The sequence below is a fragment of the Streptomyces griseochromogenes genome, from assembly GCF_001542625.1.
In the GTDB taxonomy this organism is placed as follows: domain Bacteria; phylum Actinomycetota; class Actinomycetes; order Streptomycetales; family Streptomycetaceae; genus Streptomyces; species Streptomyces griseochromogenes.
In genome coordinates this window covers 8,281,446-8,303,106 of the sequence record NZ_CP016279.1, presented here as the reverse complement: position 1 = coordinate 8,303,106, position 21,661 = coordinate 8,281,446, and the positions used below count along the sequence as shown (strand labels likewise).

General features: G+C 71.9%; 21 protein-coding genes. 10 read left to right on the top strand and 11 right to left on the bottom strand.

Annotated elements, in window-relative coordinates:
- Position 1 precedes the first annotated feature (1 nt).
- The 5 genes from AVL59_RS35960 to AVL59_RS35940 form a co-directional block, all read right to left on the bottom strand.
- Positions 2-1,786 (bottom strand): glycoside hydrolase family 15 protein, encoded by a 1,785-nt coding sequence (locus tag AVL59_RS35960; protein WP_067313082.1) that lies wholly within the window; start codon positions 1,784-1,786, stop codon positions 2-4.
- 83 nt (positions 1,787-1,869) lie between these two features.
- Positions 1,870-2,676 carry an SURF1 family cytochrome oxidase biogenesis protein gene (locus tag AVL59_RS35955; protein ID WP_067313081.1) on the bottom strand — a complete coding sequence of 269 codons (807 nt, stop codon included), beginning with the start codon at positions 2,674-2,676 and terminating at the stop codon, positions 1,870-1,872.
- A 49-nt stretch (positions 2,677-2,725) separates the two neighbouring features.
- Positions 2,726-2,959: a hypothetical protein gene (locus AVL59_RS35950; RefSeq protein ID WP_067313079.1), complete on the bottom strand. Its 234-nt coding sequence runs from the start codon at positions 2,957-2,959 to the stop codon at positions 2,726-2,728.
- A 79-nt stretch (positions 2,960-3,038) separates the two neighbouring features.
- On the bottom strand, positions 3,039-4,025 hold the full coding sequence (locus AVL59_RS35945) for a DEDDh family exonuclease (protein ID WP_067318139.1): 987 nt from the start codon (positions 4,023-4,025) through the stop codon (positions 3,039-3,041).
- 143 nt (positions 4,026-4,168) lie between these two features.
- The gene (locus AVL59_RS35940; RefSeq protein ID WP_067313077.1) at positions 4,169-4,822 is read right to left on the bottom strand and encodes a TetR/AcrR family transcriptional regulator; all 654 of its coding nucleotides are present in this window, start codon (positions 4,820-4,822) and stop codon (positions 4,169-4,171) included.
- A gap of 102 nt (positions 4,823-4,924) precedes the next feature.
- Between AVL59_RS35940 and AVL59_RS35935 the strand changes: the two genes are divergently transcribed.
- From AVL59_RS35935 to AVL59_RS35910, 6 genes are all read left to right on the top strand, one after another.
- Positions 4,925-5,722 carry an acetoacetate decarboxylase family protein gene (locus AVL59_RS35935; protein ID WP_067313075.1) on the top strand — a complete coding sequence of 266 codons (798 nt, stop codon included), beginning with the start codon at positions 4,925-4,927 and terminating at the stop codon, positions 5,720-5,722.
- Positions 5,723-5,804: 82 nt separating this feature from the next.
- Positions 5,805-6,689: an SDR family NAD(P)-dependent oxidoreductase gene (locus AVL59_RS35930; protein WP_067313073.1), complete on the top strand. Its 885-nt coding sequence runs from the start codon at positions 5,805-5,807 to the stop codon at positions 6,687-6,689.
- A 98-nt stretch (positions 6,690-6,787) separates the two neighbouring features.
- On the top strand, positions 6,788-8,071 hold the full coding sequence (locus AVL59_RS35925) for an amidohydrolase family protein (RefSeq protein ID WP_067313071.1): 1,284 nt from the start codon (positions 6,788-6,790) through the stop codon (positions 8,069-8,071).
- Positions 8,068-9,294 (top strand): amidohydrolase family protein, encoded by a 1,227-nt coding sequence (locus AVL59_RS35920; RefSeq protein WP_067313069.1) that lies wholly within the window; start codon positions 8,068-8,070, stop codon positions 9,292-9,294. Before AVL59_RS35925 ends, AVL59_RS35920 begins: the two co-directional genes overlap by 4 nt.
- Before the next feature lie 112 nt (positions 9,295-9,406).
- Positions 9,407-10,120 carry a VIT1/CCC1 transporter family protein gene (locus tag AVL59_RS35915; RefSeq protein WP_067313068.1) on the top strand — a complete coding sequence of 238 codons (714 nt, stop codon included), beginning with the start codon at positions 9,407-9,409 and terminating at the stop codon, positions 10,118-10,120.
- Positions 10,121-10,255: 135 nt separating this feature from the next.
- Complete coding sequence (locus AVL59_RS35910) at positions 10,256-11,305, top strand: zinc-dependent alcohol dehydrogenase family protein (RefSeq protein WP_067313065.1); 1,050 nt, start codon at positions 10,256-10,258, stop codon at positions 11,303-11,305.
- A 5-nt stretch (positions 11,306-11,310) separates the two neighbouring features.
- On the opposite strand, the gene AVL59_RS35905 is transcribed toward AVL59_RS35910, so the two are convergent.
- From AVL59_RS35905 to AVL59_RS35895, 3 genes are all read right to left on the bottom strand, one after another.
- On the bottom strand, positions 11,311-12,321 hold the full coding sequence (locus AVL59_RS35905; protein WP_067313063.1) for a CopD family protein: 1,011 nt from the start codon (positions 12,319-12,321) through the stop codon (positions 11,311-11,313).
- Positions 12,322-12,421: 100 nt separating this feature from the next.
- Entirely contained in the window at positions 12,422-13,801 is a 1,380-nt protein-coding gene (locus tag AVL59_RS35900; RefSeq protein WP_067313061.1) for a CoA transferase, read from the bottom strand.
- A gap of 62 nt (positions 13,802-13,863) precedes the next feature.
- On the bottom strand, positions 13,864-15,390 hold the full coding sequence (locus tag AVL59_RS35895) for a S8 family peptidase (protein WP_067313060.1): 1,527 nt from the start codon (positions 15,388-15,390) through the stop codon (positions 13,864-13,866).
- Between the two features lie 284 nt (positions 15,391-15,674).
- On the opposite strand from AVL59_RS35895, the gene AVL59_RS35890 reads away from it, so the two are divergent.
- The 3 genes from AVL59_RS35890 to moaA all read left to right on the top strand — a co-directional run bounded on the left by AVL59_RS35890 (position 15,675) and on the right by moaA (position 18,797).
- A complete protein-coding gene (locus AVL59_RS35890; RefSeq protein WP_067313058.1) occupies positions 15,675-16,031 on the top strand; it encodes a DUF485 domain-containing protein in 357 nt (118 codons plus the stop codon).
- Positions 16,028-17,653: a solute symporter family protein gene (locus AVL59_RS35885; protein ID WP_067313056.1), complete on the top strand. Its 1,626-nt coding sequence runs from the start codon at positions 16,028-16,030 to the stop codon at positions 17,651-17,653. The genes AVL59_RS35890 and AVL59_RS35885 overlap by 4 nt, the downstream gene beginning before the upstream one ends.
- A gap of 154 nt (positions 17,654-17,807) precedes the next feature.
- The gene (gene moaA / locus AVL59_RS35880) at positions 17,808-18,797 is read left to right on the top strand and encodes a GTP 3',8-cyclase MoaA (RefSeq protein WP_067313054.1); all 990 of its coding nucleotides are present in this window, start codon (positions 17,808-17,810) and stop codon (positions 18,795-18,797) included.
- A 93-nt stretch (positions 18,798-18,890) separates the two neighbouring features.
- On the opposite strand, the gene AVL59_RS35875 is transcribed toward moaA, so the two are convergent.
- Together AVL59_RS35875 and AVL59_RS35870 are read right to left on the bottom strand one after the other, a co-directional pair.
- Complete coding sequence (locus AVL59_RS35875; RefSeq protein WP_067313052.1) at positions 18,891-19,115, bottom strand: hypothetical protein; 225 nt, start codon at positions 19,113-19,115, stop codon at positions 18,891-18,893.
- Between the two features lie 226 nt (positions 19,116-19,341).
- A complete protein-coding gene (locus AVL59_RS35870) occupies positions 19,342-19,740 on the bottom strand; it encodes a DUF3099 domain-containing protein (protein ID WP_067313051.1) in 399 nt (132 codons plus the stop codon).
- 248 nt (positions 19,741-19,988) lie between these two features.
- Here AVL59_RS35870 and AVL59_RS35865 point away from each other — a divergent pair, with 248 nt between their 5' ends.
- The gene (locus AVL59_RS35865) at positions 19,989-20,267 is read left to right on the top strand and encodes a GlsB/YeaQ/YmgE family stress response membrane protein (RefSeq protein WP_067313049.1); all 279 of its coding nucleotides are present in this window, start codon (positions 19,989-19,991) and stop codon (positions 20,265-20,267) included.
- A gap of 112 nt (positions 20,268-20,379) precedes the next feature.
- Here the strand turns inward: AVL59_RS35865 and tyrS are convergent, their stop codons facing one another.
- Positions 20,380-21,648 carry a tyrosine--tRNA ligase gene (gene tyrS, locus AVL59_RS35860; protein ID WP_067313048.1) on the bottom strand — a complete coding sequence of 423 codons (1,269 nt, stop codon included), beginning with the start codon at positions 21,646-21,648 and terminating at the stop codon, positions 20,380-20,382.
- Between the last annotated feature and the right edge of the window lie 13 nt (positions 21,649-21,661).

The window sequence follows — 21,661 nt, the reverse complement described above, 5'->3', positions numbered from 1 at the left end:
CCTATCCTGCCCCCTCGCCCCCGGACAGCGTCAGAGCGGTGTTCACCAGCGCGATGTGGCTGAACGCCTGCGGGTAGTTGCCCACCTGGCGGCCCAGTTCCGGGTCGTACTCCTCCGCCAGCAGTCCCACGTCGTTGGTGAGGCCCACCAGTCGCTCGAACAGGTCCCGGGCCTCGTCTGTGCGGCCCGTCATGTGCAGGGCGTCGGCGAGCCAGAACGAGCAGGCGAGGAAGGCGCCTTCGCCGCCCGGCATTCCGTCGACGCCGACGGCGTCCGTGTCGTAGCGGCGCACGAAGCCGCCGCGTCCCAGGTCCGCGCGGATCGCGTCGACCGTGCCGGTCACCCGGGGATCGTCGGGCGGCAGGAAGCCGACGCGGGGGATGAGCAGCAGGGCGGCGTCCAGCTCGCGCGAGCCGTAGTACTGGGTGAAGGTCCTGCGCCGGGAGTCGTAGCCCTTCTCGCACACCTCCCGGTGCACCTCGGCGCGCATCGCCCGCCAGCCCGGGAGGTCGCCCTTCAGCTCCGGGTGCCGCTCCAGCGTCCGTACGGCGCGGTCGGCGGCCACCCACACCATCACCTTGGAGTGGACGAAATCGCGCCGGCCGCCGCGCACCTCCCACAGGCCCTCGTCGGGCTGGCGCCACGCCGACTGCAGGAACGTCATCAGAGTGCGCTGGATCGCCCACATGTGCGGCTTGGTGGGCAGTCCCGCGCCGCGGGCCACCCACAGCGAGTCCATGACCTCGCCGTACACGTCCAGCTGGAGCTGGTCGACGGCGCCGTTGCCGACCCGTACGGGCGCGGACTCGGCGAAGCCGGGCAGCCAGGGCAGCTCCCACTCGGGCAGCCGTCGCTCGCCCGCCAGCCCGTACATGATCTGCAGGTCCGCCGGGTCGCCCGCGACCGCGCGCACCAGCCAGTCCCGCCATGCCTCGGCCTCCTTGTGGTAGCCGGCGGACAGGAGGGCGCCGAGGGTGAGGGTGGAGTCGCGCAGCCAGCAGTAGCGGTAGTCCCAGTTGCGCACACCGCCCAGCTCCTCGGGCAGCGAGGTGGTGGCCGCGGCGACGATTCCGCCGGTCGGGGCGTAGGTGAGGGCCTTGAGCGTGATCAGGGACCGTACGACGGCGTCCCGGTACGGCCCGTCGTAGCGGCAGCGCGACGTCCAGCGCCGCCAGTCCCGGACACTCGTGCTCAGCGCCTGATAGGGGTCGACGAGCGGGGGGCGCGGCTCGTGCGAGGGATGCCAGGTGAGCACGAAGGCGATCCGCTCGCCCTCGGCGACGGTGAACTCCGCGTGGGTGCCGAAATCCTCGCCCCACATGTCCACATGCGGCTCGGTGCGCAGCCACACCGAGTCGGGTCCGGCGACGGCCACCCGATGGCCGTCGGAGCGGCGCATCCACGGGATGACGGATCCGTAGTCGAAGCGCAGGCGGAGCGTGCTGTGCACGGTGACGCGCCCGCTGACGCCCTCCACGATGCGTACGACGTCGGGGGCGCGGTCGCGCTGCGGCATCAGGTCGGTGACGCGCACCGTGCCCTCGGCGGTCTCCCACTCGGTGTCGAGGACGAGGGTGTCGGGCCGGTAGGCGCGGCGCGTGCAGGTGTCCGCGCCCTTCGGCGCGATCCTCCAGTGGCCGTTGTCCTCGTTGCCGAGGAGCCGGGCGAAGCAGGCACCGGAGTCGAAGCGGGGCAGGCACAGCCAGTCGATCGAGCCGTCCCGGCCGACCAGTGCCGCCGTCTGCTCGTCACCGATGAGGGCGTAGTCCTCGATGCGCGCGTTCACGGGATGCGGTTTCCCGCCGGGCCTGGGGGCCAATCAGGTGGTGCGCCGGGGGAGTGACACGTTCCCGGGGCGCCGGCCCGGGATCACACGGTGGCCGGCGCCGTCTCCTCCGTCTCCTCCGGCTTCTGCTCGGCCGCGGCCTCCTCGCGGTCGCGGATCTCGCGCCGGACCAGGAACCACCAGCCCACCGGCACGCCGGCGGCGAACAGCCACCACTGGATCATGTACGCGTAGTTCAGCGGGGCGTCCTCGCTGCCCGGGTCGGTGATCTGCTCCGGGGAGCCGTCCTTGGCCTCGGGGGCCGTCTGCTCGACGTAGCCGCCGAGCACCTTCGCGCCGAGCCGCCGGGCCTCCTCCGCGCTGTTGATCAGCATGATCTGCCGGTCCGGCAGCCCCTTGACGTTCTTGATGCCGCTCGCCGCGGTGGTCTCGTCGGCCTTCAGACGCCCGGAGATGGTGGTCCGGCCGGCGGGCGGCGCGGGGATCTTGGGGAAGGCGGTCTGCACGCCGTTCGAGGGGATCCAGCCGCGGTTGACCAGCAGCACCTTGCCGTCGGTGAGGACGAACGGGGTCAGGACATGGAAGCCGACCTCGTCGTCGGAGTTGGTCCGGCGCCGGACCACGACCTCCCGGGAGGTGTCGAAGGTGCCGGTCGCGGTGACGGTGCGGTACTTCTCGGTGCGGGTCACGGCGTGCCCGGGCGAGGTCAGCCGCTCTACCGGGACCGGCTTGGCGTGCAGCGCGTCGGAGACCAGGTTGTTCCGCGCGGTGCGCTCCTCGTACCGGTGCTGCTGCCAGAAGCCGAGCCTGATCATCGTCGGGATCAGCGCGATCGCGACGAGGGTGAGGATCACCCACTGGCGGGTCAGCAGGAAGCGGTAGCGGTGCACCCCACGACGGTACAACTCGGTCGTGGGGTGCGATCGCGCGGGTACCGGGTCACACTCGGTCGACGATCCCCACTTTCCCCTTCTCGCGGGCGCAGTGGGCGCCGCAGAAGAAGGAGCCGTCGGCCTCCACGCCCTGGTTGATGATCGGGACCTTGCAGTTCTCGCAGACGGGCGCCATACGGTGGATGGCACAGGTGAAGCAGTCGAAGACATGGACTGCGCCCTGGGCGTGGACCTCGAAGGTCATTCCGTATTCATTGCCGCAAACTTCACATTTGGCCATGCGCCACAGGGTGAGCCCTTCCCGGGGCCGTGGCGAGGGGGTTTCGGGTGAGTCGTGAGCCAATCACTCTTTCGTACGATCACTCGTCGGCGGGCTCGACGTCCCGCAGCAGCTGCCCGAAGGCGGCCTCGTCGACGACCGGCGTACCGAACTGCCGCGCCTTGACCACCTTCGAGGTGCCGGAGTCGGGGTCGTTGGTGACCAGCAGACTGGTCAGCCGGGACAGGCTCGTCGCCACATGCAGTCCGGCCTCGGTCGCCCGGTCCTCCAGCAGCTCCCGTTCGGTGGACGTGTCGCCGGAGAACGCCACCCGCATGCCCTGTTTGAGGCCTTTGCCGTCCTCGTACCGGCCCGGGTTGGGGTAGGGGCAGGCCGGCCGCTTCCGGGACGGGCGCCAGCTGCCGGGGCGGTACCCGCCGTACCCGCCGCTCGCCTGCCGGCCGATCCGGGGCGTGTCCGACCACTCCGTCAGCGGCCGGCACTCCAGCAGCGGCAGCCGTACGTCGCCCGCCGCCGCGGCCCGCAGACTCGGCCGGAACGCCTCGGCGAGCACACGCGCGTCGTCCAGCGCGTGGTGCGCCCGCTGCTGGACCACCCCGAAGTGGGCCGCCAAGGACTCCAGCTTGAAGTTGGGCAGCGGCAGCCCCAGCTCCTTCGACAGGGCGATGGTGCACAGCCGCTGACGCACCGGCGCCTCGCGCCGCACGCGCGCGTACTCGCGCGCGATCATCTGCCAGTCGAAGACCGCGTTGTGCGCGACCAGCACCCGGCCGTCGAGGCGGGCGGCGAACTCCTCGGCGACGTCCGCGAAGAGCGGTGCCCCTTCGAGCACCTCGCTCGTCAGGCCGTGTATCCACACGGGGCCCGGATCGCGCTCCGGATTGACCAGGGTGTACCAGTGGTCCTCGACCTCGCCGCGCGCGTCCAGCCGGTAGACGGCCGCCGAGATGATCCGGTCGTCCCGGGCCAGGCCGGTGGTCTCCACGTCAACGACCGCGTATCCCTTCGGATACGCGGCCGGCCACTGGGTGGGGGAGGACACTGCGGTCGCACGGTCTTCGAGCATGGTCACTGAGGATACGGGCCGCGACCGACAGTGCTGTCCCTCAGGGCCGACCCCGCCCTCTCACGCCCGCCCTCCCGCTCGGACGGCGCACACGTGTGCGTGCCCGCAACGCGGCCGACCCGCGGGACGGTTCGGCCTTCCCGTCAGTGCCCGCGCGAGGCGAGCAGTGCCCCCACCAGGGCCCGTACGGAGGTGAGGAACAGCCGTTCCGCGTCCACGGGGCGGGCCAGCGCGCGGGCCAGGGCGGGGTCGGCGCCGGCGGTCTCGGCGCTCCACAGCTCCTCCTCGTCCGGGTGCTGCGCCGGGGCGCGCTCGCGGTTGCGCTCGACCAGCACATGGCCGACGACCTGGAACTGCACGGCCCGGACGAAATCGGCGGCCCGTGCGCCACGCAGCCCCGCCGCGTGCGCCTCGCGGACCAGGACCTGCTGGGCGGGCAGGAACATCCGCTCGGTCAGTCCGCGCTCGTGCACCAGGGCCACCAGGTGCGGATGGTCGCGCAGCTGCCGGCGCAGGGCGCGGGCGACGGAGACGACCCGCTGCTCGGGTGTGCGGCCCTCCGGGCGGATCTCGCCGAGATCCGCCACGGTCCGCTCCACCAGGGCGTCCAGAAGGGCCTCGCGGCCGCCGACGTGCCAGTAGATCGAGGTGACGGCGGTGTCCAGCTCGGCGGCGAGCCCCCGCATGGTCAGCGCCTGCGGGCCGTGCCGCTTCACCAGGCCCGCGGCGGTCTCCAGCACCTCGTCCCGGCTCAGCGCGGCCCGCGGTCCACGCGGTCCGCTCGACGCTCTCGGCATGATCCTCCCGACTCCCGTGGGCGCACGTGTATTTACCCCGCGCGCGGTCTGCTGTAACTGTGTTACAGATGACGGTCCGTCAGAAGAAGGGCGGTACGACGTATGGCACACGTACGGTACGGCGCACGGACCGAGCGGGAGATCGCCGCCGCACGCACCGCGAGTGCGCGGCTCCCGGAGATCTGGTCCACCGGTGTGGTGGCCCTCTGGGAGACCGACCCGGACGCGGTGGCGGCGGTGCTGCCACCCCCGCTCAAACCGACCTCACGGCCCCTGGTACGGGTGAACATCAGCGAGGTCGACCTGCCGGGATACCCGCTCGGCGCGGGCTCCTTCGCGGTCGCCGCCGCCCACGCGGGTGTCGAGGGCTGGTATCCGCTGGTGATGCCGATGACCCACGAGCGCGCCCTCACCGGCGGCCGCGAGGTCTTCGGGGAGCCCAAGAAGCTCGGCGAGGTGACGGTCGGGCGCGAGGGCTCTGCCGTACGGGCGTCGCTGGCCCGGCACGGCATCGCGTTCGTGGAGGTGCGCGGCACGGCGAGCGGGGCGCTGCCCCTGCCGGAGCCGTCCCGCAAGACCGACTTCTACTTCAAGTTCCTTCCCGCCGTGGACGGTTCCGGCTTCGACGGCGACCCCGTGCTGGTGCACTGCGTACGCAACGAGAAGGTGCGCCGGCTGGAGCGGGTCACCGGGGACGTGGTGCTCCGCGAGTCCGTGTACGACCCCGTCGCCGACCTCCCGGTGCTGCGCCTGCTGGAGATCACCATCGGCGAGAAGACCAGCGACCAGAGCGGCCGGGTCGCCGAACGGGTCGACGCCCGTGCCCTGCTGCCGTACGTCCACCAGCGCTACGACGACCCGCTCCAGATCCACGACGGGCCGCCCGAAGGGAGCGCGTGATGCCGTGTCTGCCCGGGGGGCGGCCCCCGGCCCCCCGGCCGCGAGCCGAGTCGGCCAGGGCGACGTGGGGAGATGAGCGGCCGTGGAGCTGAGGGCGGGACAGGTCGCCGTCGTCACCGGGGCGGCGAGCGGGATCGGGCTGGCGATGGCACGGCGGTTCGCCGCCGAGGGGCTGAAGGTGGTCCTGGCCGATGTCGAGGAGGCCGCGCTGGACAAGGCCGCCGCGGACCTGCGCGCCGAGGGCGCCGACGCGCACGCGCGCGTGGTCGACGTCGGCGTGCGCGAACAGGTCCTGGAACTGGCCGAGTCGGCGTACGAGACCTACGGCGCCGTGCATGTGCTGTGCAACAACGCCGGGGTCGGCTCGGGCGCCGAAGGACGCATGTGGGACCACGAACCGAACGACTGGCAGTGGGCCTTCGCCGTCAATGTGTGGGGCGTCTTCCACGGCATCCAGGCGTTCGTGCCACGGATGATCAAGTCGGGTCAACCTGGTCATGTCGTCAACACATCCTCCGGAGACGGAGGCATCGCGCCGCTGCCGACCGCCTCCGTCTACGCGGTCACCAAGGCGGCCGTCGTCACCATGACCGAGTCCCTGTACGCCCATCTGAAGGCGGAGCACGCGCGCGTGGGCGCCTCGGTGCTCTTCCCGGGGCCGCACATGCTGCGCACCGGTCTGTGGGAGTCCCACCGCAACCGGCCCGCCCGCTACGCCAAGCAGCGCCCCCGCAAGACGCCGTACCGGAGCCTGGACCAGTGGGAGGCGGCGATGCGCGAGGCCGGCAAGGAGGTGCGCTTCACGCCCGTGGAGGAGGTCGCCGGCCTGGTCGTCGACGGCATCCGCGCCGGCCGCTTCTGGCTGCTGCCGGCGAGCGAGCACAGCGACGCCCAGATCCGCGCGCGGGCGCACTCGATGCTGGACCGCGCGAACCCGTCGTACCTCGAACAATTCATCCTTGACTGATCGCTGCTGTACCCCTCGGCCGAGGGGAGCCTTGCTCGGCCGGGGGTCCGGGGGTTGCCCCCGGGGGATGCAGCATCCTGGACTGAGAGGGGACTGCGATGACCGACCAGGACCCGTACCTGATCATCTCCTCCGACTGCCATGCCGGGCTGCCCACCGAGGAGTACCGGCCCTATCTGGAGTCCCGTTTCCACCGGGACTTCGACGAGTTCCTCGCGGGCCGCGACCGGCGCCGCGAGGAGATGACACGGCTCGGCGTCCGCAACGAGGCGTTCGCGGACAAGTGGTTCCAGGACAACGAGGAGGGACTGCGCGGCGGTTGGGACACCGCGCAGCGCCTCAAGGAACTGGACGGGGACGGTGTGGCCGCCGAGGTGGTCTTCCCGGACGCCGACGCCGTCGACAGCCGGACCGCGGCTCCCTTCGGCGTGGGCCTCGGTCTGTCCGGCGACCAGGACCCTGAGCTCGGCATGGCGGGCGCGAAGGCGCACAACCGCTGGCTGGCGGAGTTCGTGTCCGAGCACCCCGAACGGCACTGCGGAGTGGCCCTGTTGCCGATCACCGGCGAGGTCCGCGAGGTCGTCGCCGAGGTCCGCCGCGCCAAGGAGTCCGGGCTCGGCGCGCTGATGATCCCGGCCCTGTGGGGCGACAGGGAGCCGTACCACGACCGCCGGTACGACCCCGTGTGGGCGGCGGCGGCCGAGTGCGGGATGCCGGTGCTGACCCACTCCGGATCGGCGCCGCGCCACGAGTACGGCGATCACCTCGGCATCTTCGTCAGCGAGGTGACCTGGTGGCCCGCCCGGCCGCTGTGGTTCCTGCTGTGGTCCGGCGTCTTCGAACGCCACCCCGGTCTGCGGTTCGGCGTCGCCGAGTCGGGCTGCTGGTGGCTGCCGAACCTGCTGTGGTTCATGGACCGCCTCTATCTCGGCGCGCACGGCGGCAAGAAGCTCTCCCCGTTCCAGGAGCTGAAGCGGCCGCCGCACGAGTACCTGGACCGGCAGGTCTTCGTCTGCGCCACCAACACCAAGCGGCGCGAGCTGGCCCAGCGCTACGAGATCGGCGTCGACAACATCCTGTGGGGCAGCGACTTCCCGCATCCCGAGGGCACCTGGCCCGACACGCGCGCGTGGCTGCGCCGCACCTTCCACGACATCCCGGTGAGCGAGACCCGCCGGATGCTCGGCCTGGCGGCGGCAAAGGCCTTCGGCTTCGACGTCGAAAGGCTCGCCCCGCTGGCCCGCCGCATCGGCCCGACCCCGGCAGACCTCGGCCAGCCGGCCGACCAGGCGGCCGTGGAGGCCTCCTGGGCGCGCTCGCGCGAGACGGGCCGGCACTGGCTGACCGACCACGACTTCCCGGTGCTGGGGGTGACGCGATGAGCGACCGTTACACAGTGATCTCCGCCGACTGCCACGCGGGGGCCGATCTCCTGGACTACAAGCCGTACCTGGAGAAGCGGTACCACGACGACTTCGACGTCTGGGCGGCCACCTACGTCAACCCGCACGAGGACCTGCTCGCCGACGCGGCCGACCGGAACTGGAACTCCGAGCGGCGCCTTTCGGAGCTGGAGGCGGACGGGATCGTCGCGGAGGTGATCTTCCCGAACACCATCCCGCCGTTCTTCCCGTCGAGTTCGCTGATGACGCAGCCGCAGACCGCCGAGGACCTCGAACGGCGGTGGGCGGGCCTGCGTGCCCACAACCGCTGGCTGGCGGACTTCTGCGCGGCCGCGCCGGGCCGCCGGGCCGGCGTCTTCCAGATCCTCCTCGGCGATGTCGAGGAGGCCGCGAAGGAGATCAGGTGGGCGGCCGGGGCGGGCCTGAAGGGCGGCCTGATGCTGCCCGGCACCCCGCCGGGCTCCGGCCTGCCCGAGCTGTACTCGCGCGCGTACGACCCGATCTGGGCCGCCTGCGCGGAGCTCGGCGTCCCCGTCAACCACCACGCGGGCTCCGCCTCCCCGCCGCTCGGCGACGAACCGGCCGCCCGCGCGGTCTTCATGGTCGAGACGACCTGGTTCTCCCACCGCGCGCTGTGGCACCTGGTCTTCGGCGGCGTCTTCCGCCGTCACCCCGGGCTGAAGCTGGTACTCACCGAGCAGGGCTCCGGCTGGATCCCCGGCGTCCTCGACATGCTGGACTACTACCACGGCCGCCTGGTCTCGGCGGCCACCGAGGCCGACACCGCCGAGGCCAAGTTCGGCGCGGGCCTGGCCGAGGGCATGGGCGAGGCGCCGTCCCGGGTGTGGCGCGACCACTGCTACGTCGGCGCGAGCTTCATGCGCCCGCACGAGGTCCCGCTCCGCGACCGCATCGGCATCGACAAGATCATGTGGGGCAGCGACTACCCGCACGACGAGGGCACCTACCCGTACACCCGCGAGGGCCTGCGGTTCGCCTACTCCGGCGTCCCGCACGCGGAGGTCGCGGCCATGCTCGGAGGCAACGCGGCCCGTGTCTACGGCTTCGACCTGGACGTCCTGGACCCCGTCGCGGCGCGGGTCGGACCGACGGTGGCGGAGATCGCCGAGCCACTGAAGGAACCACCGGCGGACGCGACGAGCCCGGTGTTCGCGCGGGGGGCGTCGGTCCGGGTGTGGTGACGGAGCCCGTCCGGGGCTCCCTGGCGGAATGCCGGTGCGCGTGCGGTGCCCTCCGGAGCGGGTGGAGCGTCGGTGCGCGTCCGGTGCCGCTCGGGGTGCGATCCTCCGTCGTGTGACGGAGGAACCGATCCACGACGAACCCCACGGCGGCGCGCTCGGATCCCGGCTGAACTGGCTGCGCGCGGCCGTGCTGGGCGCGAACGACGGCATCGTCTCCACCGCGGGACTCGTCGTCGGCGTGGCCGGCGCGACCCAGGACCGGGCCGCCCTGCTCACCGCCGGCCTGGCCGGGCTGCTCGCCGGGTCGATGTCCATGGCGGCGGGTGAGTACGTGTCCGTCTCCACCCAGCGCGACTCGGAGATGGCCGCGCTGGCCGTGGAGAAAAGGGAACTGAGGGAGCAGCCGGAGGCCGAGCTGGAGGAACTCGCCGAGCTGCTGCGCAGACGCGGCCTGTCCCCGGGCGTGGCCCGGGAGGCCGCCGAGCAGCTCACCGCGCGGGACGCGCTCAGGGCGCACGCGCGCGTGGAGCTCGGTATCGACCCGGACGAGCTGACCAACCCCTGGCACGCGGCCTGGGCGAGCTTCCTGGCCTTCACGGCGGGCGCGCTGCTGCCCCTGCTGGCCATCGTCCTGCCCCCGGCCGGCTGGCGGGTCCCGGTCACCGTGGTGTCCGTGCTGGGCGCGCTCGTTCTCACCGGGTGGAGCAGCGCCCGGCTGGGAGCGGCCCACCCGAAGCGCGCGGTGCTGCGGAACGTGGTGGGCGGCGCGCTCGCCATGGGGGTGACCTACGCGGCCGGGAGCCTGCTGGGGGCGGCGGGGGTCTAGCGCGGCGTCGCGCCGGACCCGCTGGTCCGGCGCACCCTCGGCGAGCGGCCCGCGAGGGCGACGGCGTACGGTGAAGTGCGCTCGACCACCCCCTGAGCGCACCGCACGACACCCCGCACGAGAAGGATCCTCGCCATGCGCGCCACCACCATCCACGCTCCGTACGACATGCGAGTGGAGAACGTGCCCGAGCCCGTGGTGCAGCTGCCCACCGACGCCGTGCTGCGCGTGCTGCGCGCGTGCATCTGCGGCAGCGACCTGTGGGCGTACCGGGGTGAGGCGGCCCGGCAGCCGGGGCAGCGCATCGGGCACGAGTTCCTCGGCGTCGTCGAGGAGACCGGCTCCGAGGTGAGCACCGTGCGGCGCGGTGACCTGGTGGTCGCGCCCTTCATGTGGTCCGACGGCGTCTGCGACTACTGCCGCGAGGGCCTGACGACGTCCTGCGAGCACGGCGGCTTCTGGGGCTCCGTCGGCTACGACGGCGGCCAGGGCGAGGCCGTGCGCGTGCCGTTCGCCGACGGCACCCTGGTCCGGCTGCCCAAGGAGGCGGCCTCCGACGACCACCTGCTCTCCGCCCTGCTGACCCTCTCCGACGTCCTCGGCACCGGCCACCACGCGGCCCTCGGTGCGGGCGCACGCCCCGGTGCCACGGTCGCCGTGGTCGGCGACGGCGCGGTCGGCCTGTGCGCCGTGCTGGCCGCCAAGCGGCTCGGCGCCGAGCGGATCATCGCGCTGGGCCGGCACGAGGTCCGCACCGACATCGCGCGCCGCTTCGGCGCCACCGACGTCGTCGCCGAGCGCGGGGACGCGGCCGTCGAGGCCGTCCGGGAACTCACCCGCGGACAGGGCGCGCACGCCGTCGTCGAGGCCGTCGGCACCGAACAGTCCATGCGTACGGCCGTCGACATCACCCGCGACGGCGGCGCGATCGGTTTCGTCGGCGTGCCCCACGGCAGCGGCACCGGCCTGGACCTCGGCGTCATGTTCGACCGGAACATCGCCCTGCGCGGCGGCGTCGCACCGGTCCGCGCCTACATCCCCGACCTGCTGCCCGACGTCCTCGACGGCACGATCGACCCCTCGCCCGTGTTCGACATGACCGTCGACATCGAGGGCGTGCCGGACGGCTACAAGGCGATGGACGAGCGCACGGCACTCAAGGTGCTCGTCACCAACGACCGGTAACCCCGTCAGGACCAGCGGATCGGCAGCGGCAGCGCCGTGAGCAGACCCGAGACCGCGACCACGGCGCCCAGGGCGATCACCTCGGCCCGGGCCGAGGTGTACGCGGTCAGCGGGTCGGCCGCCCGGCGCAGCCGGATCCGCGCCCACAGGGCGAGCCCGGCGACGACGGCGACCAGGATCACCTTGGCCAGCAGGGTGCGTCCGTACGCCGTCGTCGTCAGCTGGTCCAGGATCGTGGCCTTCGGCATACGCCGCAGCGCGCTGCACACGCCCGTCGCGGTGAGAACCGCGAGCAGGACGGCCGCCACGCGCGCGTAGAGCCCGAGCAGCACGGCCCCGGCCGGGTCGCCCTGCCATCGGCGCAGGGTCCGCAGCGCGTGCAGCAGGCCGCCCACCCACAGCGCCGCGCAGGTCAGATGCACCAGCGTCAGACCGGAACCGGTCAGCGGGCTCTGCTCGGCCGGGGGATGGGCGCGCAGCGCCTCCGCGACCACCACCGCACCCAGCGGCCACACCTGGGCCGCCGGGCGGCGCGAGCGCGCGCACAGCCCCGCCACCAGGAAGGCGTTGACCTCCAGCAGGGCCAGCCTGCCGTCACGGGAGTCGTACAGGCCGCCGACGTCGATCTGGCCGAGGCTGTGCGGGACGAGATTTCCGGTGGCGACCACCGAGGCGAGCAGCAGTGCGGCCGCGAACCCGGTGACGTTCGAGAACACCGCCCAGCTGTGCGGCCGTTCGGACGGGGCACCGGGCAGCCGCCGGGCGAGCCGGAGCACGAACAGCTCGCCCGGCGGGACGCACAGCGCGGCGAACAGCACCCCGCGCAGCAGTGCGATGCCCCCCACGCCGGGAGCGGCGGCCTCCCCGGTGCCGTGCAGCGCGGCGGTCGGCCCGAGCAGGGGTATCAGGGCGGCAAGGGTCACGAGGACCAGGACCGCGGCGGCCCGGCCGGTGCCGGGGCGTCGGGCCGGGTCGTTCGCGTCGGCGGCATCGGCACTCGGTCGTAACAAGGTCACCCCGTGATCTTCGCCAGCCGCCGCAGAACCGGGCAACTCCCGGAAAACGACTGGGGCTACGGCATTCCACCCATACGTACGTTTCCGGCCGCCCGCCCGCTCATGCCCAGCGGGCCGGGTCCGAACCCCACGGCACCGCGGGGCACGTCCAGCCGGCGGGACCGCCCGCGAAGGAGACCGCCGGCCTGGCGTGCCGCAGCCGCCCGCGGGGGCTGTCGGTCTCGGTCAGCCAGGCGTCCGGGCCCTCGTAGGGGGCGGCGTTCCCGGCCGGGTCCGTGCCCGTTCCGTCGGCCAGCCAGTGCGCGGACCGGGCGAGGGCCAGCCGCACGAGCCGGCCGCCTCCGTCGTACGACTGCTCGGTCACCGCCCGCAGCACGGCCGCCGCCAGCAGATAGCCGGTGCCGTGGTCCAGGGCCTGCGCCGGCAGCGCGCCGGGCCGTTCGGCCGAGCCCTCGGTGACGGCGATCCCGGTCGCGACCTGCACCAGGCTGTCGAAGCCGCGCCGCCCGCCCCAGGGCCCGTAGGCGCCCCAGGCCGACACCTGCGCCACGACCAGACCGGGCCGCCGCTCGGCCAGCGCCTCGGGGGAGAGCCCGAACCGGTCCAGGGCCCCCGGACGGTAGCCGGTGACCACGACGTCCGCCGAGGCGAGCAGCTCCTCGAAGGTGTCTCGGTCGGTGGCGAGGTCCAGGGTCGCCGACCGTTTCCCGAAGCCCGTGTCGGCGTGCAGGTCGGCGAGTTCGGGCAGGTGCGGGGCGTCCACGCGCAGCACGTCGGCGCCTAGCAGCGCGAGGGTGCGGGTGGCGACCGGGCCCGCGAGGACCCGGGTGAGATCGAGGACGCGGAGCCCGGCGGCGGGCAGCAGGGGAGAGGCGCCGGGGGCCGGCGGGGTGAGCACGCGCGTGTGCGCGGAGTCCAGGCGCTCGCGCTCGACGAGCGGCCGTGCGGCCACCTCGGCGGCCTGCTCGTGGGCCGCCCACTCCTTCGGGGTGCGCAGGGCCACGGCGAGGCCGCCGGCGCCGTACACGGCCGCCTCCACCTCCAGGGCGGGCCGTTCGGCGATCCTTGTGGCCACCTCCTCCACGGAGACCGTCTCCGGCAGGCCGAGCGCGCCGAGCAACCGGGCCCGGTGGTGCGGATAGTTGGCGTGGGTGCGCACCCAGCCGTCGGCCGTCCGCCAGAACCGCGACAGGGGAGCGAAGGCTACCGGGGTCCGTCCGTCGACCTGGAGGAGCCGCTCACTGTGGAAGGCGGCGGCGACCGCACCGTCGTCGACCAGTACCTCCGGTACCTCGCCGAGCCCCGCGCGCCGCGCGCCCAGCTCGGCGGCGGCCAGCGCGCACGCGCCGACGCACGCGCGGGCCAGCTCCCGCACGGGAAGGCGCGCCGCAAGCGCGCCCTCCCGCACCACGGTGGTGACCTGTTCCGCGAGGGCGGGATCGCCGCCCAGGGCGGACCATGCGAACTTGATTCCAGTCATGACTGCACTATGCAGTATTGATTGAATCAATCTATGAGCGAGGGGCGGTGGGCGAGGGGCGTCTAACGGACCGCGCGCAGCGCGTCGACGATCCCGAAGCCGTAGAAGCCGTTGACGCGCGCGCCGCCGACGCAGGTCGCGTCCACGACCCCGTCGCCGTCCCCGTCGTAGGGGGCGCTCGGGCAGCCCGGGTTGTCCGCCTGGGCCTTCAGAAGGGCCCGCAGCCGGGCGGGGGCGGCGTGCGGATGGGCCGACTTCAGCAGCGCGGCCACGGCGGCCACGTGCGGGGAGGCCATCGACGTGCCCTGGAGGAAGCCGTACTGGTCGTTGGGCAGCGTGGACAGGATGCGGCCGTTCTTCGACGGAGTGTCCGGGATCTGGTACTTGTCGCCGCCCGGCCCCGCCACGTCGACCACGCCCTGGCCGTAGCTGGAGTAGTACGACTTGGCGCCCTTGACCCCCACCGCGCTCACGGTGACCACACCGGGCAGCTGGGTCGGCACGTCGAAGCACTCGTGCGGGTCGACCGTCCGGTGCGCGGCGGTGGAGTCGTCGGGGCTGGACGCGTCCGTGAGAGCGTTCGCGTCGAGGTCGTCGTTGGAGTTGCCGGCGGAGGCCACATTGAGCGTGCCCTTGCGCTGGGCGTACATCTGCGCACGGTTGACCGCGTCAACGATGGCACGTTGATCGGGGTCGTCCATGCAGTTGTACAGCCACGGATCAACGTAGTAGCTGTTGTTGGTGATCTCTATGCCGTGGTCGGCGGCGAACACGAAGGCGCAGACCACGCTCTCCGGGTAGAACAGCGAGGTCGCGTCGGGCTGGGCCACGGTGATGCTCGCGACCTTCACTCCCGGCGCCACACCCGCCACGCCTATGCCGTTGCGGGCCGCGGCTATCTCGCCCGCCACATGAGTGCCGTGGTAGTGGTCGGCGTCCACCGGCCGCCAGGCGCCGTAGGTCGTGTCCGCCTTGCCGCTCACGCAGTTCGCCGACTGGGAGGCGGAGAAGTTCGGTGCGATGTCCGGATGGGTGTCGTCGACGCCGGTGTCGATGACACCGACGGTCACGCTCCTGCTGCCCGGGTCGATGTCGGCGGCCTTGTCGGCGCCGATCGCCCGCAGGTCCCACTGGTCCGCCTCCAGGGGCTCCTCGCCCGGCGCCGCGGCCCCGGCGATCTTCGCGGCCTCCGCCTTGGACAGCACCTGAACCGCACCCTCGTCCGTCGTGCCCGCGGCGCTCAGGGGCGCGGTGCGGGTGGCTCCCGCCGACTGCACTCCGCGTATCGCGCGCATCCGCGTGCCGAAGTCCGGGTTCGCGGAGTGGGCCACGATCACGCCGATCCGGTCGTAACTCGCCACGACCGTGCCACCGTTGTGGGTGATCGCCTGCCGCGCCGACTCGATCGTGTGGTGGTCCGTCCTGGTGTTGACCACGTATGCGAGGGCCGGGCCGTCCGCCGCCCGCGCCGCCGTCGGTGCCGGGGCCGCCGCCGAGACCGCCGCCGGCAGGAGGCCGAGCGAAGCGGTCAGGGACAGCACGACCGGCACGGCGAGCGCGAGCCGGCGTCTGGAGCGCAGATGAACCATGGGATCTCCACATCATCCGGATACGAAACCCCCCGAGACACAGCGGCGCTCGGGCAGGTACATGACGAGTGGTGCAGGGGCGAAGCTATCCCCACGCGCTGATCTCCGGAAGGGCGCGGCGGACTTGAACCGCTCCTCGCGTGGCGCCGTGACCGTGGGCAGAGGGCCCACCAGGATCGTGCCCTCATCGGAATCACCATGGGGAGTCATCCGGTGACACCCGGTAACGTGATCCCCGTTCCTGCGAGATCAGACAGCGCATGCCCGCAATGCGAGGAGACTCCGTGGCCACCGAGACACCGCCCCCCGCGAAACCCCAAGTCCACCTTCCCTCCACCGAGGAGTTCGCCGAGGTGCAGCAGAGCGCGGAGTTCGGTGAACTGCGCCGCTCCCACCGCTCCTTCGCCTTCCCCCTGACCGTCGCGTTCATCGCCTGGTACCTGCTCTACGTCCTGCTCTCCAACTACGCGGGCGGCTTCATGGGCACCAAGGTGGCCGGCAACGTCAACGTGGCCCTCGTCCTGGGTCTCGCCCAGTTCCTCACCACGTTCCTCATCGCCTGGTGGTACGCACGGCACGCCGCCGCCAAGCTCGACCCCAAGGCCGAGGCCATCAAGTCCCGGATGGAGGGCGGAGCATGAGCCCCGCACAGCACACCCTGCTCGCCGCCGGCGAGGCGAGCGAGCACCGGCCGCTGATCATCACCCTGTTCGCGGTCTTCGTCGCCGCGACCCTCGTCATCACCGTCTGGGCGGGCCGGCAGACCAAGGACGCCGCCGACTTCTACGCCGGCGGGCGCCAGTTCACCGGCTTCCAGAACGGCCTCGCCGTCTCCGGCGACTACATGTCCGCCGCGTCCTTCCTCGGCATCGCGGGCGCCATCGCCCTCTTCGGCTACGACGGCTTCCTCTACTCCATCGGCTTCCTGGTCGCCTGGCTCGTAGCCCTGCTCCTGGTCGCCGAGCCGCTGCGCAACTCCGGCCGCTACACGATGGGCGACGTGCTGGCCTACCGGATGCGCCAGCGGCCCGTCCGTACGGCCGCGGGCACCTCCACCATCGTCGTGTCGATCTTCTACCTGCTCGCCCAGATGGCCGGTGCGGGCGTGCTCGTGTCGTTGCTGCTGGGCATCACCAGCGACGGCGGCAAGATCGGCATCGTCGCCCTGGTCGGCGTCCTGATGATCGTCTACGTCACCATCGGCGGCATGAAGGGCACCACGTGGGTCCAGATGGTCAAGGCGGTGCTGCTGATCGCGGGCGCCCTGCTGCTGACCTTCCTGGTCCTGCTGAAGTTCCACTTCAACGTCTCCGATCTGCTGGGCAAGGCCGCCGACAACAGCGGCAAGGGCTCGGCGTTCCTGGAGCCCGGCCTGAAGTACGGCGCCACCGGCACCACCAAGCTGGACTTCATCTCGCTCGGCATCGCCCTGGTCCTCGGCACCGCGGGCCTGCCGCACATCCTGATCCGCTTCTACACGGTCCCCACCGCGAAGGCCGCCCGCAAGTCCGTGATCTGGGCGATCGGCCTGATCGGCGCGTTCTACCTGATGACCCTCGCCCTCGGCTTCGGCGCCGCCGCACTGATCAAACCGGACGAGATCATCGCCTCCAACAAGGCGGGCAACACCGCCGCACCCCTGCTCGCCCTGCACCTCGGCGGTGTGGACTCCGACTGGGGAGCGATCCTGCTGGCCACGATCTCCGCGGTCGCCTTCGCCACGATCCTCGCGGTCGTCGCGGGCCTGACCCTGGCCTCGTCCTCCTCCTTCGCCCACGACATCTACGCCAACGTCATCAAGAAGGGACAGGCCACCGAGAAGCAGGAGATCAACGCGGCCCGCTACGCGACCGTCGGCATCGGTGCCGTCTCGATCGTCCTCGGCGCCCTCTCCCGAGACCTGAACGTGGCCGGCCTCGTCGCCCTCGCCTTCGCGGTCGCCGCCTCCGCCAACCTGCCGACCATCCTCTACAGCCTGTTCTGGAAGCGGTTCACCACCGCGGGCGCCCTGTGGTCGATCTACGGCGGCCTGGTCACCGCGGTCGGCCTGGTGCTGTTCTCGCCGGTGGTCTCCGGCAAGCCGACCTCGATGTTCCCCGACGTCGACTTCCACTGGTTCCCGCTGGAGAACCCGGGCATCATCTCGATCCCGGTCGGCTTCCTCCTGGGCGCCGTGGGCACCCTGCTCTCCAAGGAGGTCCCGGACGCAGGCAAGTACGCGGAGCTGGAGGTGCGGTCCCTGACCGGGACGGGAGCGCACTGACGTTCCTACGACGGCCGCGTCGTCCGGGATCGTACGGTCCTACGACGCGGCCGTGGCGTACCTCGTCGGATCGGGTCGCTGTCGTTGTCAGCGGTCTCACGTAGGCTCGCAGGTAACGGAAAACAAATGCTCCGGATCGAGGGAGGGGGCCCACGTGCTCATCGACACCTACGGCCGCGTGGCCACCGACCTGAGGGTCTCGCTGACCGACCGGTGCAATCTGCGCTGTATGTACTGTATGCCCGAAGAGGGGCTGCAGTGGCTGGCCAAGCCCGATCTGCTCACCGACGACGAGATCGTCCGCCTGATCGACATCGCGGTCCGCCTGCTCGGCATCGAGGAGGTCCGCTTCACCGGCGGCGAGCCTCTGCTGCGCCCCGGCCTGGCCGGCATCGTCGAGCGGGTCGCGTCCCTGGCCCCCCGCCCCCAGACGTCCCTCACGACGAACGGCATCGGCCTCAAGCGCACCGCGTCCGCCCTGAAGGCGGCGGGCCTGGACCGGGTCAACGTCTCCCTGGACACCCTGCGCCCGGACGTCTTCAAGACCCTCACCCGCCGCGACCGCCACAAGGACGTCATCGAGGGCCTCTTCGCCGCCCGCGAGGCCGGCCTCACCCCGGTCAAGGTCAACGCGGTCCTGATGCCGGGCATGAACGACGACGAGGCCCCGGACCTGCTGGCCTGGGCGCTGGAGCACGAGTACGAACTGCGCTTCATCGAGCAGATGCCCCTCGACGCCCAGCACGGCTGGAAGCGCGAGGGCATGGTCACCGCCGGGGACATCCTGGCCTCCCTGCGCACCCGCTTCGACCTCACCCCGGAGGGCGCGGACGAACGCGGCTCGGCACCGGCGGAGCGCTGGCTGGTGAACGGCGGCCCGCAGCGGGTCGGCGTGATCGCCTCGGTCACCCGCCCGTTCTGCGCGGCCTGCGACCGCACCCGCCTCACCGCCGACGGTCAGATACGGACCTGTCTGTTCGCCGCGGAGGAGACGGACCTGAGAACGGCCCTGCGCTCCGGAGCCCCCGACGAGGAGATCGCCCGCATCTGGCGCTTGGCGATGTGGGGGAAGAAGGCGGGGGCGGGCCTGGACGACCCGTCGTTCGTGCAGCCGGACCGGCCGATGTCCGCGATCGGCGGCTGAGCGGCTCACTCGAAGGGGCGCGCGGCCGCATCGATATCCGGCTCCGCCCGAGGGCGCCACCAGCCCGTGATCGCTCGCGGCCCGGAGACGACCTCAGCCGCCCTCTTCCGCCCGGTCCTCCCACTCAGCCAACAACACAACGTCCTTCAGGAACCCCCGCACCCCGAGAAACTGCGAAAGATGCTCGCGATGTTCCTCGCAGGCGAGCCACGTCTTGCGCCGCTCCGGCGTATGAATCTTCGGGTTGTTCCACGCCAGCACCCACACGGCATCGGCACGGCACCCCTTGGCGGAGCAGATGGGGTTCTCGTCACTCACGGCTTCGTCACTGGTTCCGTCTCGCAGAGCCCCGCAAACAAGGCGACGCCGAGCAGCCACGGGGGGAGCTGCCCGGCGTCGGTCCGTCGCTCCGACGGGGGATGCGGAGCGCGTACGCAGTATGTCACGGGTAAGCCACCGCTCGGCACTGGAACTACACGATTGATCTGAGCTTTTCTTGAGCTTGACGCAGTGCCCCCGACCTGCATTTCCGTATCCGTCGTGGTCAGGCGCTGCCTGGCCGTTCACCCCGCACACCCGCCGCCGGATCCGGCGGCACATCCTCCGGAACGGATTCACTCTGCGCGGCCTCGTCCTCCGCTCGTGGTGGCGCGATCATCGGCGGCGTCGGCACGGTGACGAACGTCGAGGGAAGGGAGGGCGGCCGCTCGCGGCCCGCGTTCGCGATCACCACGGCGACATAGGGGAGGAGCGCACCGAACACCAGCGCCACGATGGCGACGTACCGTTCGACGTTCCACAGCGTGGCCGCGAGGATCACCGAGGCGGTGCGGATCGTCATCGAGATGACATACCGCCGCTGCCGGCCCCGTACGTCCTCGGCCAGTCCGGTCCGGGCGCCGGTGATCCGGAACACCTGGACGTCGCCGCGCTGCTTCCGCATCACCTGTCACCATCCGCCCGCATCGGACTCTCCCCGGCCCGCACCTTGGTCGTCCGGACCCGGAGGGGAACCGGCCCGGAACACCTTCCACGGTACGCCGCGCCCCCGCGGCCATCGAGACCGGGTCGCCTCCTGCCTGCGCGAATGCCCTCGGCCCTGGCTCGTACGGGGGAACCCGACATGCGCCGTACGGCGGGCGGACCCAGACTGACCGTAATGCTCACGTCGAGCCGTAAGAGGAGGAAGCCATGGGCTGGTTGTGGGCGATCATCGTGGGACTCGTGCTGGGTGTCATCGCCAAGGCGGTCATTCCTGGCAAGCAGCACAGTCCCCTGTGGCTGACCACCATCTGCGGCATGCTGGGCGCCATCGCGGGCAACTCGATCGCCCGCGCCTTCGGCGTCGCGGCGACCCCCGGCATCGACTGGAGCCGCCACGCATTCCAGGTGATCGCCGCGATCATCATCGTCTTCGCCGTGGACTCGCTCTACGTGGCGACGCTGGGCAAGAGAAAGCAACGAACCTGAACGCCCCACGCCTCTCAGGGGCGGCGGGGCCGCATGGCCATGCGGCCCCGCCGCACGAGCGTGAGCAACCGCGACAGGCCGCAGCCCGCAGGTCACCCACGCCCCTACGGCGCTACGCGGAAACGACCTCCACGGCGGCGAGGTTCTTCTTCCCGCGCCGCAGCACCAGCCACCGCCCCTGAAGCAGGTCCTCCTTCGCGGGTACCGCGTCCTCGGCGGTGACCTTCACGTTGTTCACGTAGGCCCCGCCCTCCTTCACGGTCCGCCGCCCCGCGGACTTGCTGGCCACCAGACCGACCGCGGCGAACAGGTCGACCACCAGGCCCAGCTCGGCGACCTGGACGTGCGGCACCTCGGACAGCGCCGCGGCCAGCGTCCGCTCGTCCAGCTCCGTCAGCTCACCCTGGCCGAACAGCGCCTTGGACGCGGCGATCACGGCGGCGGTCTGGTCCGCGCCGTGCACCAGCGTCGTCAGCTCCTCGGCCAGCGCGCGCTGCGCGGCACGGGCCTGCGGACGCTCCTCGGTCTGCCGCTCCAGCTCCTCCAGCTCCTCGCGGGACTTGAAGGACAGGATCCGCATGTACTTCGAGATGTCACGGTCGTCCACGTTCAGCCAGAACTGGTAGAACGCGTACGGCGTCGTCATCTCCGGGTCGAGCCAGACGGCGCCGCCCTCGGTCTTGCCGAACTTGGTGCCGTCCGCCTTGGTCATCAGCGGGGTCGCCAGGGCGTGCGCCTCGGCGTCCGGCTCCAGCCGGTGGATCAGGTCGAGGCCGGCCGTGAGGTTGCCCCACTGGTCGCTGCCGCCCTGCTGGAGCGTGCAGCCGTGGCGCCGGTAGAGCTGCAGGAAGTCCATGCCCTGCAGGATCTGGTAGCTGAACTCCGTGTAGCTGATGCCCTGGTCGGACTCCAGGCGGCGGGCCACGGAGTCCTTGGTCAGCATCTTGTTGACGCGGAAGTGCTTGCCGATGTCCCGCAGGAACTCGATCGCGGACAGGCCCGCGGTCCAGTCGAGGTTGTTCACCATGACCGCGGCGTTGTCGCCCTCGAAGGACAGGAACGGCTCGATCTGCGCGCGCAGCCTGCCGACCCAGCCGGCCACCGTCTCCGGGTCGTTCAGCGTGCGCTCCGCGGTCGGGCGCGGGTCACCGATCAGGCCCGTGGCGCCGCCGACCAGTGCCAGCGGCCGGTGCCCGGCCTGCTGGAGCCGGCGCACGGTGAGCACCTGCACCAGGTGCCCCACGTGCAGCGACGGCGCCGTCGGGTCGAAACCGCAATAGAACGTGACGGGACCGTCCGCGAGCGCCTTGCGCAAAGCGTCCTCGTCGGTGGACAGGGCGAACAGCCCACGCCACTTCAGCTCGTCGACGATGTCCGTCACGGTTCTCGTGTCT

Coding starts and splice junctions, on each gene's coding strand:
- AVL59_RS35950 (WP_067313079.1), bottom strand. CDS start 2,959: ATGGCCAAATGTGAAGTTTGCGGCAATGAATACGGAATGACCTTCGAG.
- AVL59_RS35945 (WP_067318139.1), bottom strand. CDS start 4,025: ATGCTCGAAGACCGTGCGACCGCAGTGTCCTCCCCCACCCAGTGGCCG.
- AVL59_RS35940 (WP_067313077.1), bottom strand. CDS start 4,822: ATGCCGAGAGCGTCGAGCGGACCGCGTGGACCGCGGGCCGCGCTGAGC.
- AVL59_RS35935 (WP_067313075.1), top strand. CDS start 4,925: ATGGCACACGTACGGTACGGCGCACGGACCGAGCGGGAGATCGCCGCC.
- AVL59_RS35925 (WP_067313071.1), top strand. CDS start 6,788: ATGACCGACCAGGACCCGTACCTGATCATCTCCTCCGACTGCCATGCC.
- AVL59_RS35920 (WP_067313069.1), top strand. CDS start 8,068: ATGAGCGACCGTTACACAGTGATCTCCGCCGACTGCCACGCGGGGGCC.
- AVL59_RS35910 (WP_067313065.1), top strand. CDS start 10,256: ATGCGCGCCACCACCATCCACGCTCCGTACGACATGCGAGTGGAGAAC.
- AVL59_RS35900 (WP_067313061.1), bottom strand. CDS start 13,801: ATGACTGGAATCAAGTTCGCATGGTCCGCCCTGGGCGGCGATCCCGCC.
- AVL59_RS35895 (WP_067313060.1), bottom strand. CDS start 15,390: ATGGTTCATCTGCGCTCCAGACGCCGGCTCGCGCTCGCCGTGCCGGTC.
- AVL59_RS35885 (WP_067313056.1), top strand. CDS start 16,028: ATGAGCCCCGCACAGCACACCCTGCTCGCCGCCGGCGAGGCGAGCGAG.
- AVL59_RS35870 (WP_067313051.1), bottom strand. CDS start 19,740: ATGCGGAAGCAGCGCGGCGACGTCCAGGTGTTCCGGATCACCGGCGCC.
- AVL59_RS35865 (WP_067313049.1), top strand. CDS start 19,989: ATGGGCTGGTTGTGGGCGATCATCGTGGGACTCGTGCTGGGTGTCATC.